Genomic DNA, 13,623 nt, shown 5'->3' with positions numbered 1-13,623 from the left:
CCAACACGCTGGCGGGATGACAGGCTCAGCACATGGAGAACGTTCTGACGCAGCTACCCGCCCTGCTCGGCGTGCTGGTCGGCACCATCGGCACGATGGCCGCCACCACGGTGACCGAGCGTGGCCGGTGGCGACGTAGCCAGACGGTCCGCTGGGACGAGCGGCGGCTGGACGCGTACGCCGATTTCACCCGTGCGGTGAAGGAAATCCATCTGGTCTCGCTGGGCATGCTGAGCCGCCACCGACCCGGCTCCCGTACCCCCGCGCTTGACCGCGAGGACGGGATGGCCCGGCTGGCCGACGCGGACGTCCGTCATACCCTCACCTGGGAGGCGGTCCTGCTGCTCGGCGACGCCGCCACGGTACGGGCGGCCTCCACCTGGCGGCGTGCGGTACGGAACCTGGAGCAGGCGGCGCGGAGTCTGCCGGATCCACCGGTCGACCTCGATGGCATGGTCCGGCAGGCCGACGAGGCCCGCGACGGCTTCTACCAGGCCGCGCGCAGTGGGCTCGGCGTGCGTGGCGGCACCGTCGAGCAGTTTCGGCGACCGGCCGAGGGACGGATCCCGACGGCGCGGAACTGAGCGGCGTGGGCGCGATTCGGATGGCCGCTGTCCCAAAATCGGTGGCAGCTGAGCAACTCGACACGCCGAGCCCCGCCCTGCTGAGCTGCCACCGATCCGTGCGGTAGCAGAAATCGTGTGCTCGCGGGGCGCGATCCACAGGTCGGTGGCTGTCCACAGAGGGCGCGTGGCGTGGTTGCGAGGGCTCCTGGCCTGCACTCACGGTTACTTGCGTGAACGTCGTGCTTCGGGAGTTGGTGGAGCTTAACGGTGGGCTGGTGACCTTCGGGGCTGCCCGACAGGTGGTGCCCGCCTGGACGCTTCGGCAGGCTTGCGTCAATGGCGACCTGGTGCGAGTACTGCCTCAGGTGTTCGTGGCGGCGCACCTGCTGGACAGCCGGTCGGGTGCCCCCGTCCTCAGCCGGCTCGGCCCTGCTCTGGGCCAGCGTGCCGCTCTCGCCTGGGCCGACGGCCGCGGGGCTCTCAGTCATCTGAGCGCCCTCAGCGCCTGGGGGCTGCGCCCGCAGGCGGCTGGTGAACCGGTGCACCTGAGTACACCGGTGGGCGCCAGCCTCCGCACCCGACCCGGACTGGTCGTGCATCGACACCGGCACCTGCGCATCGAACCGCCCCACGTCGTCGTCCGCAGGGGTCTGACGGTCACCCGGCTCGACCAGGCGCTCGTCGACTCCTGGCCGATGTTGCCGTCCGTCGAGCGGCGGGCACCGGTGATCCGGGCGGTCAACGACTGGCTGACCACACCCGAACGGCTGGCGGAGACACTGGACAGTGCGCCGAAGCTGATCGGCAGGGCAACGTTCCGGACACTGCTGACGAGGCTCGCCGACGGATGCCGCAGCCCGTTGGAGATGTGGGGGCACGAGCACGTCTTCACCGGCCCGGCCATGCCGGCGTTCCTTCGGCAGGTACCGATGCGCCTCGGGCGGCGCACCGTGTACCTCGACATGTTCGCCGAGCGGGAACGGGTCAACATTGAACTGGACGGGGCCACCACACACGGCGACCCACGCCAGCGGGAGATCGACCTGCGCCGGGACGCCCTACTGGCGACCGTGGGGATCCTGGTGGTCCGCTTCGCCCACCGCCGCCTGGTTCACGAGGCCGACGACGTACGTCGGGAAACGCTTGCCATCCTGGCTACGCGTCGGGCGACCCAACCGTCGAGCTGATGAGAGGCTGTTTCATGGGCGGGCCTCCCGAGCAGGACGTGGCGTCGGTGCGGAGCTGGCGTGCCGAAGGGCGGGCGAGATTAGGTGCGGGTGGAGTGCGAGCAGGCTCCTCGGCACCTCACCATCCTGCTCGACCAGATCAGCTGCCGGAGCGCGCGGTCGCCGCCGAATTGCACCGAGGTGTGACCGTCGATGGCGAGCAGGTCGCCGGGGGAGGGGCGCCCGGTCACCAGTGCCCGGAGTTGTGGTGGGGCGGCCGGCACTCCTGCGCGTGCATGATCTGCCAGTCACGCAGCGCCCGCCCGATCCGGTCGTTCTCACGACTGAGCAGCCGTACCGTCTCGTTGAGCATGGTCAGCTCGTCGGCCACCCGGGCCTGGAATTCGCGTACCTCATCGGGGTCGACGCCGCGCAGTTGCGCGGTGAACGCGCGGGTTCGCACCTCGTGCGGCGTCAACCGGGCCGGGTAGCCGTACACCTGAGCCACGTCGGTCCTTTCTGGGGCAGGCGGGAGCGCGGACGGTCCCAGTGGTAGGTGGGAAGGGCGGGCCGTCCGCGCGGGGGCCGCGGACGACCCGCCCGCTCCGCCGCCGCAGCCCGATTCGGCGGTACGACAGCAGAGCAGTCCGGTGGGGTCGGGACGGGCACACGCACCCGCCCCGACCAGGGGATGAGCCGAACTCGTTGCCACGCGAGGAGCAGCTCGCGATCAACCATATATGCCTAAGTTGTCGCCCGCAACGCATAGTTGTCTCGCCGGTGCGTGTCGTGATCAAATTGGCGTGCCACGCAAGGAGTGCCATGCCACAGACACCGGACTACATCCGGATCTCGGACGAGATCATCGGGGACCTGCGCAGCGGGAAGGTCAAGTCGGGGGACAAGCTGCCCTCGATCGCTGACATGTCTGACCGCTTCGGAGTCAGTTCATCCACGATTCAAATGGTTTACGTCCGGCTGGAAGCGCTTCGAGTGATCCGGCGGCATCAGGGCAAGGGAATCTTCGTGACCGACCCGAAGACCTGGATGCGTGAGCCGTAGGTAACGGTCCAGCTACCTACACGAGCCTTTTTGGGCATCCCCGTCCCGTCCACAGGACGACTAGAGTCGGCGCGTGATCGACCGAGACCTGCTCTTGTCCGAGTTGCAGAAGCAGGTCGGAGACCTGGACGACGCTGATCGCCCCGCCGTCGGCACACTGGTCGGAGGAGTGCCGGGCGATCGTGGAGCGGCTGATCGCCGTCGTCGAGGGCAACCACAACCTCGGATTAGTCGAAACGGCTGGCGAGCAGGCGCCGGAGTCACTGGCGGCTCACGTCGGCGCGGCCGGTCATGGCTGCTCGTGGCCGCAGAGCGAAGCAGCGAACAACGCTAAGGACAATCCTGTCTACCCTTCCCGCACCTCAGGAGCCCACGATGGACAACGAGATTCAGCTGATCAGTGACGGCGATGGTCTGGCGGTCATCGGGGATCCGGCGACTGTTGATCGCTTCCTCATTTCTGAGGGACTGCCATCGAAAGATCTCGGACTGCGACGGCTCGGATCAGTCCTCAGCACCGGGGCTGCAGCCGCACAGACAGGTGCCGAGGTAGCTGCCAACTCAGGCCGCTGGGTGCAACTGACCAAGGAGTCCGCACAGCGTGTCCAGAGGTTTGGGCTGATGCAGAGCAAGACGCCAGGCGTTAGCCATGCGATGGTGGGACAGCCGGGCTCGATCAAGTCATGGCTCCAGATCTCGAAGGCGCCGATGCTGGGCAATCCGGCGATTCTGGCTGGTGCTGCGGGAGTTATGGCGCAGGTTGCGATGCAGCAGAGCATGAAGGAAATCACCGATTATCTCGCCACGATCGACGAGAAGGTCGACGATGTGCTTCGCGCCCAGAAGGACGCGGTGTTGGCCCGCATGATCGGAGTCGGCTTCGTCATCGAGGAGGCCATGACCATCCGAGAGGCGAGGGGTCGGGTCGAGGAGGTTACGTGGTCGAAGGTGCAGGGAGCCCCGACAACAATCGCGGAAACCCAGGCGTATGCGTTGCGTCAACTCGACGCGCTCGCGGAGAAGTTGGAGCGCAAGACCGCAATCGGGGATCTCGCCAAGGCAGCCAAGGAAGCAGAGTCCAAAGGGCAGGAGTGGCTCGCCGTCCTGGCGCGCTGCTTCCAGCTGCAGGACGCGATCGCCGTGCTTGAACTCGACCGGGTTCTGGACGCGTCACCAGGTGAGTTGGACGGGCATCGCCTCGGCCTGAAGGCTGCCCGGAAGAACCGCCTCGAACTCATCTCACGGTGCACCGAGCGCCTGCTGGCCCGCATGGATGCTGCTGCTGGCAAGGCCAACTCCAAGGTATTGATGCATCCAATGGACTCCCCGGCCGTGGTGCAGTCGAGCAATCACGTCTCGATTGCCATCGTCGACTTCCACGGGCGGCTCGGGATCGAGGGCGCTCGAGAGTCATCGGAGGCGCGACGATGGACCGATGCGGCCAAGGAGGCGAGGGACAAGGCGCTCGAGACCGGAGCAGACGGCGTTGGTGCCGCCAGGCGCCTTGGCAACGAGACCCTCGGCCGGGCCAAGTGGGCGACGGGAAAGCTCTCGAGCCGAATTGCCGAGCGGGCGCTCCGCCAGCGCGGGGACGACGAGGAAGATTGAGTGGACGTCGACCGCCAGCCACCTAGCCTCCCCGATGGGACTCCTGATAACTGAGCGATCGGCGGCTCCTGGCCCCTGGCCCGGCCTCTTCGAGAGAGCGGGTCAGGGACACCCGAACGTCCGCGCGTGGCTCAGGCTGTCAGGTTCTGCCGGGATCGGGTGCGGAACCCTTCCGAGCCTGCTTTCTCTGCTCTGCGGACGCCGGCCTTCCCTGCGCCTTGAGCCGTTCGAAGAGGTAGTCGAACGAGGTTGCCTTTTCGTAGGCGTCGTCGCTACGCAGGCCCTCGGCGAGCAGGTCGTCCAGTCGCTGCTTAGCGGCCTGCTGCTGAGCAATGAGTTCCTGTACGACGGCGGCGAGGCTCTCGTTGGTCATCTTGGCTGCGCCCCCGGCGACCGGATTCTCTGCCAGCTGCTCCAAAATCGACAACCACTGCCGGCTGAGGCGATCGGCATACTGAGCGCGCTTCACGTCGACGTCGTACTCGCAGTCGAGCTTGATGAGTTGTTCCCAGTAAGGGCGGATGGCGCGTTTGACACTCTCGTCGAGCTCAACCCACACATACGGCTGGCAGGTGACCTGCACACCACCGCGCTCGTAACGCCACGGTGTGGTTTCGGCCAGCGCCCGCTGCAACTCCACCTCGAAATCCCTTGCCCGGTGGGCGGCGAAGTTGCGGGCGCGGCCAGCGGCCAGGCGGGTCAGCGCGCGAATGGCGTACGGCATGAAGTACTGCGCCGAGCCGGTCAGCGTCTCCCGCATTAATCCCTCGGAGGACCAGACGAACGCAGCGCGGACGTGGAAGGTGAAGACGTACCCACGGGCGGGCACGACGATCGGCGCCGAGACGTCGCGGCGTTCGGTCAACCGCCCCGGGGGTGGCGGTGGTGGCGTAAACGGCGCGGGGATCGGCTCTGGCCCCTGCAGTGCAAGGAGCAGACGACGCCACAGCTTCAGCCACCACGCCCCGAATCGACTCCAGAGTGCCGTCCGCGGATATCCTGCCCTGGGGGTGTCTGTCATGTCACCACTCCCTCATCGCGTTCTCGAGCCACGTGGGCAGGCCGCTCTGGAACTCGGTCAGGCGGACGAGATGGAACTGCAGTCGACGCCGTAGGGCCGGATCGGCCGCCAGGTCCGTCACCAACGCACTGATCGACTTACGGAACGTGTCATCGGAATCGGCCTTGTGCAGCCACTGGCCGAAGATCGGCCATGCCTGCCGAGAGGTGCGTGAGGCGAGCAGCGACACACGCCAAAGTCGAGCGAGGTCGTCGGCGTCAACCTGGCTTGCCGCGAGCTTCGTCATCAGGTCAAACGGGGCGTTTGGAAGGTCGTCAACGGTCCGTTGCGTCAGGCTGAGGAGCGCGTTGCCGGCGTGCCGCCGCAACTGGCGGTCGTCCGACCACCGCGCCAGCTCGGAGACGACCTCGTCCACGCGGTCGGGAAAGTGGTTGAAGAGCTGCTGGATACCTTCCGCCACCGCGGAGGTGTGCTGCTGCATCCGATCGGTTGCGATGCGGCGCAGATCTGCCAGGCTCCAGCTCAGGTCCGGTTGCTGGAGTCCGCTGGCGTAGACGAGAGCGGCCGCGTCCCGCTGGTAGTTGCGGTGACCGCCGGTCCATTCCTGCACCTTTCGGCGGACGAGGTGGTGCACCTGGCCGCCCATGTCCGCCGCGACGATCGCCCGGGCTGCGGCTTGACGGGTCCGAGGCTTGGGCGAGGACGCCCAGCCGTCTATCAGGTCTGTGCAGACCCGCTCGAAGTCATGGTGGGCGAGCAACCCCGCCACCTCGGCGGCCGCGCGGCGCACCAGCTCTTCGTCGAAAGCGACCAGGGTGTCGAGCCACTTGAGTATCGCGGGTCTGGTGCTGTCGAATTCGTGCCACGCTTCGTCGATGATGGCGCCACGCAGGGCGGCGTCACGTAGCCATGCCGACCGGGACACGCCACCGCGTGCCCGCACGGCCTCTTGGCCCTCCCGCCAGTCGACATCCAGTGGTCCGAGCAGCTCGGACACCGGGTGCTGCAAAGCCATCCGGCCCCAGTCCGGCCGATTGGCCTGTCCGTCGATCTCCTCGAGCAGCAGGCTCGCGGCCTCGAAGACGTAGTGCAGGGGTTGCTGGGCGAAGACGGCGTACGCAATGCGGAAGGCTCTTTCGTGCTGGTCGGCTCGACGCGGACGTCGATCTCCGCCGGTGGCCTCGGAACGAAGGATTTCGGCTGCGCGTGCCCTACGGCTCGGCTGGGACATCCCGATGATGTCGGCGAGTGCCTCTTGGTCAGCGGGATGGCGATTCGCGACATCCTTCGCGAGCCGCACCACCTCGAGGGGCCTGTACGTCCTCTCGATCGACGCAGTGAGATCTGGGTGCAGGAGGTAAGTCTCGACGTGGCGCTCGCTCTCCTCCTCGCTGAGGTCCGCACGATTGCAGAGCTGGTGCTGCAGGTGTCTGCGGAACACAGCCACCGGGTCGGGACCGCGGTGCGGGACCTCCGCGCTGTGCCTGTTGCGGGCGCGCGACTCGTCATTCCGAATCAGGAGCAGGCTGGCCGAGCGTTGCCGGAAGATGTCAGCCAGCACACGCATTGCCTCGACATGTCCGTTGCCGGGCAGTCGGAGGACGTAACCGTGATCTGTCATGAGGCTGTCAGCCGCGTGATGGAGGGCCTCCGCCTTGATCTCCTCGGGCAGCAGCACCTCGCGCACACGCTTCGCATCGTGGCGTCGCGCCAGCGCGGCGCATGCTGTGCTGAATCGGCCGGTGTTGGGTCGGCCGGTCAGACAGGCGGTGGAGCGTTGGTCGAGCAAGGCGGTCAGCTCGCTGTCCGAATCCGTCCCGGTGTAGACCGCGAGGAGGTCCGGCACTTCGACGGCATCCCGAATGAATGGCTTGGCGGCTGGTTGGCCTTGATAAGTGATGTAGTGGATCGTGTTGTGGTTGCCGAAGGCGTTCGCCCCGCGGGCGTGAACGCGGGAGTAGTTGGCCTCGAAGCTGGTGCCGTACAGCTCTTCGCCCACATGTGGGTCCAGCCGGAGTGAATCTGGAGGAATGTTCTCCTCCTGACCGCTGTCCGATTGGCTGTGAGCCCCCATCTGCACAGACGGGTCGTCCGCCGGAACCTGTAGCGGGACGACCGCCTTGCGTCCACTGCCGTCCTCGGGGGTGCCCGGCACAGCGGTACCGTCTACGGGCTGCGATCCGTTCACGAGTTCAACCGCCATGACTCCGTGTCGTCAGGCCTGTCTGATGTGGAGATGATGTTGCCGTTTCCAAAGGCGTTGACCCCGTGGGAGGTGATGTTCTGGAAGGTCTGTCCGCCAGGTGAGGGCTGCGGAGATGGGACGCGGCTGCGCCGGCCCGCGCCCCCACCATTCTCTTTCGGATCATTACGAGGAGAGAAGCTCCTCTCGCCGTCGTGCGTGACCGCATCGGCGATGTTCTCACCGGGCACGTAGATCCAGGCGACGGCTTCGAAGTTCTTCCCCGGGACCTCCGCCAACACCCGCTGAAAATGCTCCGGCCTCAGGTCCTGGTAGTGGCGGACGATGTCCTGGTGAATCCGGTCCGAGACGATCAGAGCAACCGCAGCGCCGGCGAACTGTCGCAGCGCGTCCTTGAGCTGCGGTGAGTCGACCAACCGACAAACGGTCACGACCGCGTCCCCTGGATAGCCATTCGCGCCGTCAAGATGGACCAACCCTTCGTGGACGCCGATGCGTAGCCGGATCCGCGCCTCCGGAGCCAGGCCGAGGTTGTGCTCGCGCAGGAGGCGGTCAACGGTTGGTGTCAGCCGCGTCACCACGGCCCGCTCGCTCGCTCCAGGGGGCAGGATCGCCAGTTCTCCATCGCCTCCCTGCTGGATGAGCCAGTTGGTCCGGTCGAAGCCCAGTTCCTCACACGCTTCCGTCATGATCTTCTGAAAGGCCAGTTGAGCCCGATGCTGCAGGATGTTGTCCCGCCCGCTGTAGCGCTCCATATCCACTGCGACAAGCATGCGACGGTCCGGATCGGCAAAGTCAGGCACGCGATCCACCCTTCCAGTGATGACGGTGAGCTGGTCAACGTCATCTCTATCGGCTCGGCGCGCTGGAAATTCCATAGAAATAGGGGTTGTGGCTACACCGTCGGGTGGACGACAACACGTACTTCGACTCCATATTCGTCTGGTCGCCAGCCTTCACTGGGAGCATGGGAAACGCTCGGCGCACCGCCAGACAGCCTCACCTCGATCCCTGGCGTGATCTCCAGGTTGGCCTCGCCACGGTAGCCTCGCTCCAGACCTCGATTCGTCACGCGGACACCAAGGCCTTTGCTTTGCTCGCGATCGAGGGTGGAGTGGCCGCCGCAGTAGTGGACAAAGTCGTGCCACACGTGGTTGGAGGAGCCCCGGTCACCGTCTTGCTGGCTGTGCTTCTGGTGATCCTCTTCGTCATCGGTATTGCGTCGGCCGCCTGGCTGCTGGTCTTGGCGCTTCGACCTCGTCTCGACGGTGCCAGAACCGCCAACCGATTCGCCTTTCCGAACCTCGTCCGAGGAAGGGGAAGCCCTTCTGCGGCGCCGATCAGACGCCACAGGGACGAGGTGTGGGACCTCGTCACCGTGCTCGCCCGCATCGCTATGGCGAAGCACCTACGAGTACGCCGGAGCATGCCATGGCTCATGGTGGCGATGGCGTCGGCTGCGGGACTGATGCTTCTCTCGACCTTCTCGACCCGGCTGATGCCCTAAACCGGGGCTGCCGTCGGTAGCGATCTTGCAGCGGAACGTGAAGGATGATCTCCAAGCGGGACGGAGGTGGTACGTGGACAACACCACTTGGTTGCCCGGGACATTCCTCGGCCGAATCGAGAAGACCGCTAGGGATCGTCTTCTGGCCGTTGCGATCCGTCGTTCGGTTAAGGAGTCCCAGGTCGTGCTGCGGGAGGGTGCTCTCGAATCGCACGTCATCCTGCTGGACGATGCACTCGCCAAGGTCACCGTCGAGATGGCCGACGGCCGACAGGCGCTGCTGGCGATCCGGATGTCCGGCGATCTCGTCGGCGAGATCTCCGCGCTGAACGGAACGCCGAGGACCGCGACGGTCACCGCCTGCCGATCTTCGATCGTTCGGATCGTCCACCGCAGCGAGTTCCGTGCGTTTCTCCGAGCCAATCCGGACGCCGCCATGGAGGTCGCCGGCATCGTGGCCGACAGGTTGCGCTGGGCCAACCGACGACGGGTGGACTTCGCCTCCTATTCGGTCAAGGTCCGGTTGGCGCGCGTGCTGTGGGAGATTGCTGCGGCGTACGGCCGACGGAGCTGCGAAGGGCTCGTCATCAACGTGCGCCTCACCCAGAGTGAACTGGCCACTCTGTGTGGAGCCGCAGAGATCAGCGTGCAAAAGGCGCTCGGGAGCTTGCGTGGGGCCGGAATCATCGGCACGGGTTACCGCGAAATTGTCATCCGGGACAGTGATGGTCTACGCGCCGTCGCTGATCTCGACGGTTCCCCCTGACGGCACGAGAGCTGGCTGTCGCCGCTCGCCCTGCCGCAGCGAACCCTGGCGGTCGGCGCGGGCCCAGCGCGGTACTTCTGGTGGCCGCCGCTGCCCGGCCCCGAGGGTACGGCGACCGCTTCGGTGGCGGCCGTCGGGACCATCGTCACCGCACTCGTCGGCCTCGCCGCCAACAAATCTCGTCGAAGTGACCGGCAGTGACCGGGCATTGACACTTTTCGCTTCGCATCCCATGGTCGATGGATTCGTTCCTCCGTCGAAGGGCCGCAGGATGGTCAGCAGCGAACACCGGTACGTCATCGTCGGGGCGGGGCCCGCCGGCCTCCAACTGAGCTACTACCTGCAGCAACACGGCGCCGACTACCTGACACTGGAGAGCGGCGACGAGCCCGGCGGCTTCTTCCGGCGGTTTCCGCGCCACCGGCGGCTCATCTCGCTGAACAAGGTGCACACCGACAGCGCCGATCCGGAGATTCGCCTGCGCTGGGACTGGAACTCGCTGCTCAACGACTCCCCGGACCTGCTGTTCCCACGCTTCAGCGACGAGTATCTGCCGGCCGCCGACGACCTGGTGCGCTACCTCGCCGAGTTCCAGCGGGTCCACCAGCTCAACATCCGCTTCGGCACGACTGTCGAGCGGATCACGCGGACCGACGACGGCTTCACCGTCAGCACCGACCGAGGCGACGTGCGTGCGCGCTGCCTGGTCGTCGCGACCGGCTGGGGCCGGCCCTTCGTGCCGGCCATCAAGGGCATCGAACATGCCATCGGGTACGAGGACATGGTCGTCGACCCCACGGCGTACGACGGTCAGCGGGTCCTGATCATCGGCAAGGGCAACTCCGCCTTCGAGACCGCGTCGGCCATCCTCGGCCGGGCGTCGATGGTGCACCTCGCCAGCCGGCAGCCGCTGCGGCTGGCGTGGAACACCAAACACCCCGGTGACGTACGCGGTCAGTACGGCGCGATCCTCGACAGCTACCAGTTCAAGACGCTGCACTCGGTGCTGGACTGCACGATCGACGAGATCCGGCCCGTCGACGGGCGGTTCCGGGTGTCGATCACGTACACCCATGCCCAGGGGGAGACCGCCGAGCTGGACTACCACACGGTGCTGCGGTGCACGGGCTTCCGGATGGACACGGCGCTGTTCGACGAGACGTCCCGACCCGACATGGTGCGCGACGGCCGCATGCCCGGTCTGCGCCCCGACTGGCAGTCGAGCAACGTCGACGACCTGTACTTCGCCGGCACCATCGCCCAGGCCCGCGACGCCAAGCACGCGTCGTCGCCGTTCATCGACGGCTTCCGGTACAACCTGCGGACGTTCACCCGGATCCTGCGGGAGCGCTACGACGGCGTGCCGCTGTCGTACGCGACGACGCCGGCCGACGCCGTGTCGCTGACGAAGCTGATGCTCGACCGGGTCAACTGGTCCTCGGCGCTGTGGACGCAGTTCGAGTACCTGTGTGACGTCTTCGTCCGCGACGACGCCACAGGCGACATCCACCACTACGAGGACCTGCCGGAGGACTACGCAGTGGAGCGCTTCGCGGCAGCCACGCAGTGGTACACGCTCGCGCTGCGGTGGGGCCGCGACGACTACGGCGACGTCTTCGCCATCGACCGGCACCCGACCCCCGACCGCGCCCGGGAGAGCGCCTTCATCCACCCGGTGATCAGGCGTTACCGCGGCGCTGAACTCGTCGCCGAGCAGCATCTGCTGGAGGATCTGCTCGCCGAGTGGCGACGTCCGGACCGACACGTGGAGCCGTTGGTCGAGTTCCTGACCGGGGACCTCACCACCGGATCATGATCTCGTCGAGGGGTTTGCGGGGCAGGTCGGGGACGTGGGCGTCCGAGGTGGGATAACCGACGGGCATGACGACGTACGGGCGCTCCTCCGGTGGCCGCTCGCACACCTCGTTGAGGAACCGCATCGGGCTGGGCGTGTGGGTGAGCGTGACCAGGCCGGCGTGGTGCAGCGCGGTGATCAGCAGGCCGACCGCGATGCCGACGGACTCCTTGACGTAGTACGGCTTCGGGCTGTGCGGCCCCTGGTGCACCTCGAACACGACGATGACGGCCGGTGCGGTCTCCAGGAACGGCTTGCGCCAGTCGGTGCCGAGAGCGGCGATCGCACCCAGCCACTCCGCCGAGGCGCGACGGTCGTAGAACGCGCGTTCCTCGGCTTCGGCGGCCTCGCGCAGCCGGCGTTTGCGGGCCGGGTCGGTCAGGACGACGAACCGCCACGGCTGCACGTTGGCGCCGCTGGGCGCTGTCGACGCGGCTCGGATGGCGGCCTCGACCACCCCGTCGGGCAGGGGATCGCCGGCGAAGTCGCGCACCGACCGGCGCTGCGCCATCCGCTGCGCGAACGCCTCGGCCTCGCGCACCATCTCCGCCGGCGGCCTGCGGTGGTGCTGGACGGGGACCCTGGGTATCAGGTCGGTGTCGTTCACCTGTGGCCTCCCCTGCCTCAGTGTGCCGGTCTGCGCGGGGAGCGTCTGCCTGCCGCCGACATCCGGTTCCTCCAGCATCGCCGAGCCCGGCAGGCTTGTCGTTACGCAGGTGTGCCCTCTTCGGGCGCGGTCCGGCTGGCGATCTCGTCGACGACGTCGGTCAGTCGTCCGCGCACCGCGTGGGCGGCCCGCTGACGGGTCGCGCCGTCACCGTCCGCCGCGAGCCACGTCAGCCAGCGCTGCACCCGTTCGCGGTCGCCCGCCGCGTCCAGCGCCGGCCGGGCGCGCTCGACAAGCCGTTCGGCGAGGGCCGCCGCGGGCAGCAGCCGACCCGTGGCGACGTCGACGCCGTGGCCGCCCATGCCGTCGCGGGCGGCCCGCCAGTAGGCGAGCCGCAGCAGCTCGGGGACCAGCCGCGGGCCCTCGTCGCCCCGGTCGACGGCCTCGCCGGCGACGACCACCAGGGCCCGCACCAGGGCGGCGAGTGCTGCGGACTCGGCGGCGGTGACGGGCACGTCGGCCACCCGTACCTCGAGCGTGGGGTGGTGTGTGGACAGCCGGAGATCCCAGAAGATCGTGCCGTGGTCGACGAGTGCGCCCGCGTCGAGAAGCATGTCCACGTGGTCGTCGTACTGCCGGGCGGACGTCAGGTACGGCGGCGGGCCGGCCACCGGCCAGCGCCCCCACGTGACGCTGCGCCAACTCGCGTAGCCGGTGTCGCGCTCCGCCCAGTAGGGCGAGTTGGCGGTGAGGGCGAGCAGCGCCGGCAGGTGTGCGCGCAGGTGGTTGCCGATCAGCACGGCCCGGTCCCGGTCGGGCTGCTCCACGTGGACGTGGACGGCGCAGATCGCCAGCTCGTCGTGCAGCCCACGGAAGGTGGCGGTGCCCCGATCCTGGCGTGGCCCCTGGGTCAGCGGCGGCGGCACCGCCTGGCCCAGCACCGGCGAGCCGCTGGCGATCACCCGCAGGCCCGCCGAGCGGGCGGCGGCCTGGATGGCGGCCCTGCCCTCGACGAGCTGGGCGGCGAGGTCGTCGACGCTCTGGCACGGGTCGGTGCGCGTCTCGATCTGCAAGGTGGTGATCTCGCCGCCCACCCGGGCGCCGAGCGTCGGGCGCGCGCCGTCGACGACGGTGGCCGCCCGCGGTACGACCTCGCCCCGGTCGGCGTCGACGACGAGGAACTCCTCCTCGACGCCGAGCGGGGGCGGGCCCAATTGCTGTCCCGTCGTCATGTCGCGTCCTCGCTGCCGGTCGTTCGCCGG

13 protein-coding genes are annotated in these 13,623 nt (G+C 67.7%); 7 read left to right on the top strand and 6 right to left on the bottom strand.

What is annotated here, in order from left to right; all coding sequences use genetic code 11:
- Positions 1–32: 32 nt before the first annotated feature.
- Both MILUP08_RS19850 and MILUP08_RS19845 read left to right on the top strand, forming a co-directional pair.
- Positions 33–584, top strand: a complete 552-nt coding sequence (locus MILUP08_RS19850; RefSeq protein WP_007460868.1) for a hypothetical protein — start codon at positions 33–35, stop codon at positions 582–584.
- Between the two features lie 212 nt (positions 585–796).
- Positions 797–1,753: a DUF559 domain-containing protein gene (locus MILUP08_RS19845; protein ID WP_007460865.1), complete on the top strand. Its 957-nt coding sequence runs from the start codon at positions 797–799 to the stop codon at positions 1,751–1,753.
- Positions 1,754–1,979: 226 nt separating this feature from the next.
- On the opposite strand, the gene MILUP08_RS19840 is transcribed toward MILUP08_RS19845, so the two are convergent.
- Positions 1,980–2,240, bottom strand: coding sequence for a DivIVA domain-containing protein (locus MILUP08_RS19840; RefSeq protein WP_007460862.1), 261 nt, complete (start codon positions 2,238–2,240; stop codon positions 1,980–1,982).
- A 314-nt stretch (positions 2,241–2,554) separates the two neighbouring features.
- Between MILUP08_RS19840 and MILUP08_RS19835 the strand changes: the two genes are divergently transcribed.
- Both MILUP08_RS19835 and MILUP08_RS19830 read left to right on the top strand, forming a co-directional pair.
- Positions 2,555–2,794 (top strand): winged helix-turn-helix domain-containing protein, encoded by a 240-nt coding sequence (locus MILUP08_RS19835; RefSeq protein WP_007460861.1) that lies wholly within the window; start codon positions 2,555–2,557, stop codon positions 2,792–2,794.
- A 375-nt stretch (positions 2,795–3,169) separates the two neighbouring features.
- Positions 3,170–4,402 carry a hypothetical protein gene (locus MILUP08_RS19830; RefSeq protein WP_007460859.1) on the top strand — a complete coding sequence of 411 codons (1,233 nt, stop codon included), beginning with the start codon at positions 3,170–3,172 and terminating at the stop codon, positions 4,400–4,402.
- A 139-nt stretch (positions 4,403–4,541) separates the two neighbouring features.
- Here MILUP08_RS19830 and MILUP08_RS19825 read toward each other — a convergent pair whose 3' ends face one another.
- Genes MILUP08_RS19825 through MILUP08_RS19815 form a run of 3 tightly spaced genes read right to left on the bottom strand, consistent with a single transcriptional unit; the run spans position 4,542 to position 8,399 of the window.
- Positions 4,542–5,423 carry a hypothetical protein gene (locus MILUP08_RS19825; RefSeq protein WP_007460858.1) on the bottom strand — a complete coding sequence of 294 codons (882 nt, stop codon included), beginning with the start codon at positions 5,421–5,423 and terminating at the stop codon, positions 4,542–4,544.
- Position 5,424: 1 nt separating this feature from the next.
- Positions 5,425–7,578: a hypothetical protein gene (locus tag MILUP08_RS19820; protein WP_144056973.1), complete on the bottom strand. Its 2,154-nt coding sequence runs from the start codon at positions 7,576–7,578 to the stop codon at positions 5,425–5,427.
- 29 nt (positions 7,579–7,607) lie between these two features.
- Complete coding sequence (locus tag MILUP08_RS19815; protein WP_051065757.1) at positions 7,608–8,399, bottom strand: hypothetical protein; 792 nt, start codon at positions 8,397–8,399, stop codon at positions 7,608–7,610.
- Positions 8,400–8,533: 134 nt separating this feature from the next.
- On the opposite strand from MILUP08_RS19815, the gene MILUP08_RS19810 reads away from it, so the two are divergent.
- The 3 genes from MILUP08_RS19810 to MILUP08_RS19800 all read left to right on the top strand — a co-directional run bounded on the left by MILUP08_RS19810 (position 8,534) and on the right by MILUP08_RS19800 (position 11,715).
- Positions 8,534–9,133, top strand: a complete 600-nt coding sequence (locus MILUP08_RS19810; protein ID WP_051065756.1) for a Pycsar system effector family protein — start codon at positions 8,534–8,536, stop codon at positions 9,131–9,133.
- Positions 9,134–9,206: 73 nt separating this feature from the next.
- A complete protein-coding gene (locus tag MILUP08_RS19805) occupies positions 9,207–9,899 on the top strand; it encodes a Crp/Fnr family transcriptional regulator (protein ID WP_007460853.1) in 693 nt (230 codons plus the stop codon).
- A 271-nt stretch (positions 9,900–10,170) separates the two neighbouring features.
- Positions 10,171–11,715 (top strand): NAD(P)-binding domain-containing protein, encoded by a 1,545-nt coding sequence (locus tag MILUP08_RS19800; RefSeq protein ID WP_007460850.1) that lies wholly within the window; start codon positions 10,171–10,173, stop codon positions 11,713–11,715.
- On the opposite strand, the gene MILUP08_RS19795 is transcribed toward MILUP08_RS19800, so the two are convergent.
- Together MILUP08_RS19795 and MILUP08_RS19790 are read right to left on the bottom strand one after the other, a co-directional pair.
- Positions 11,699–12,298, bottom strand: a complete 600-nt coding sequence (locus MILUP08_RS19795; RefSeq protein WP_144057167.1) for a nitroreductase family protein — start codon at positions 12,296–12,298, stop codon at positions 11,699–11,701. The two genes, MILUP08_RS19800 and MILUP08_RS19795, sit on opposite strands and share 17 nt — an antisense overlap.
- A 164-nt stretch (positions 12,299–12,462) precedes the next feature.
- The gene (locus tag MILUP08_RS19790) at positions 12,463–13,593 is read right to left on the bottom strand and encodes a carboxylate-amine ligase (RefSeq protein WP_007460844.1); all 1,131 of its coding nucleotides are present in this window, start codon (positions 13,591–13,593) and stop codon (positions 12,463–12,465) included.
- Positions 13,594–13,623: the final 30 nt, after the last annotated feature.

The sequence above is a fragment of the Micromonospora lupini str. Lupac 08 genome (assembly GCF_000297395.2).
In the GTDB taxonomy this organism is placed as follows: Bacteria; Actinomycetota; Actinomycetes; order Mycobacteriales; family Micromonosporaceae; genus Micromonospora; species Micromonospora lupini.
Note: the sequence above shows the minus strand (reverse complement) of the source record. Positions and strands in the feature narration are given on the sequence as shown.

Bases quoted from the DNA above. Each gene is read 5' to 3' on its own strand.
- MILUP08_RS19835 (WP_007460861.1), top strand. From the start codon at position 2,555: ATGCCACAGACACCGGACTACATCCGGATCTCGGACGAGATCATCGGG.
- MILUP08_RS19850 (WP_007460868.1), top strand. From the start codon at position 33: ATGGAGAACGTTCTGACGCAGCTACCCGCCCTGCTCGGCGTGCTGGTC.
- MILUP08_RS19825 (WP_007460858.1), bottom strand. From the start codon at position 5,423: ATGACAGACACCCCCAGGGCAGGATATCCGCGGACGGCACTCTGGAGT.
- MILUP08_RS19795 (WP_144057167.1), bottom strand. From the start codon at position 12,298: ATGGTGCGCGAGGCCGAGGCGTTCGCGCAGCGGATGGCGCAGCGCCGG.
- MILUP08_RS19790 (WP_007460844.1), bottom strand. From the start codon at position 13,593: ATGACGACGGGACAGCAATTGGGCCCGCCCCCGCTCGGCGTCGAGGAG.
- MILUP08_RS19830 (WP_007460859.1), top strand. From the start codon at position 3,170: ATGGACAACGAGATTCAGCTGATCAGTGACGGCGATGGTCTGGCGGTC.
- MILUP08_RS19815 (WP_051065757.1), bottom strand. From the start codon at position 8,399: ATGCTTGTCGCAGTGGATATGGAGCGCTACAGCGGGCGGGACAACATC.
- MILUP08_RS19800 (WP_007460850.1), top strand. From the start codon at position 10,171: ATGGTCAGCAGCGAACACCGGTACGTCATCGTCGGGGCGGGGCCCGCC.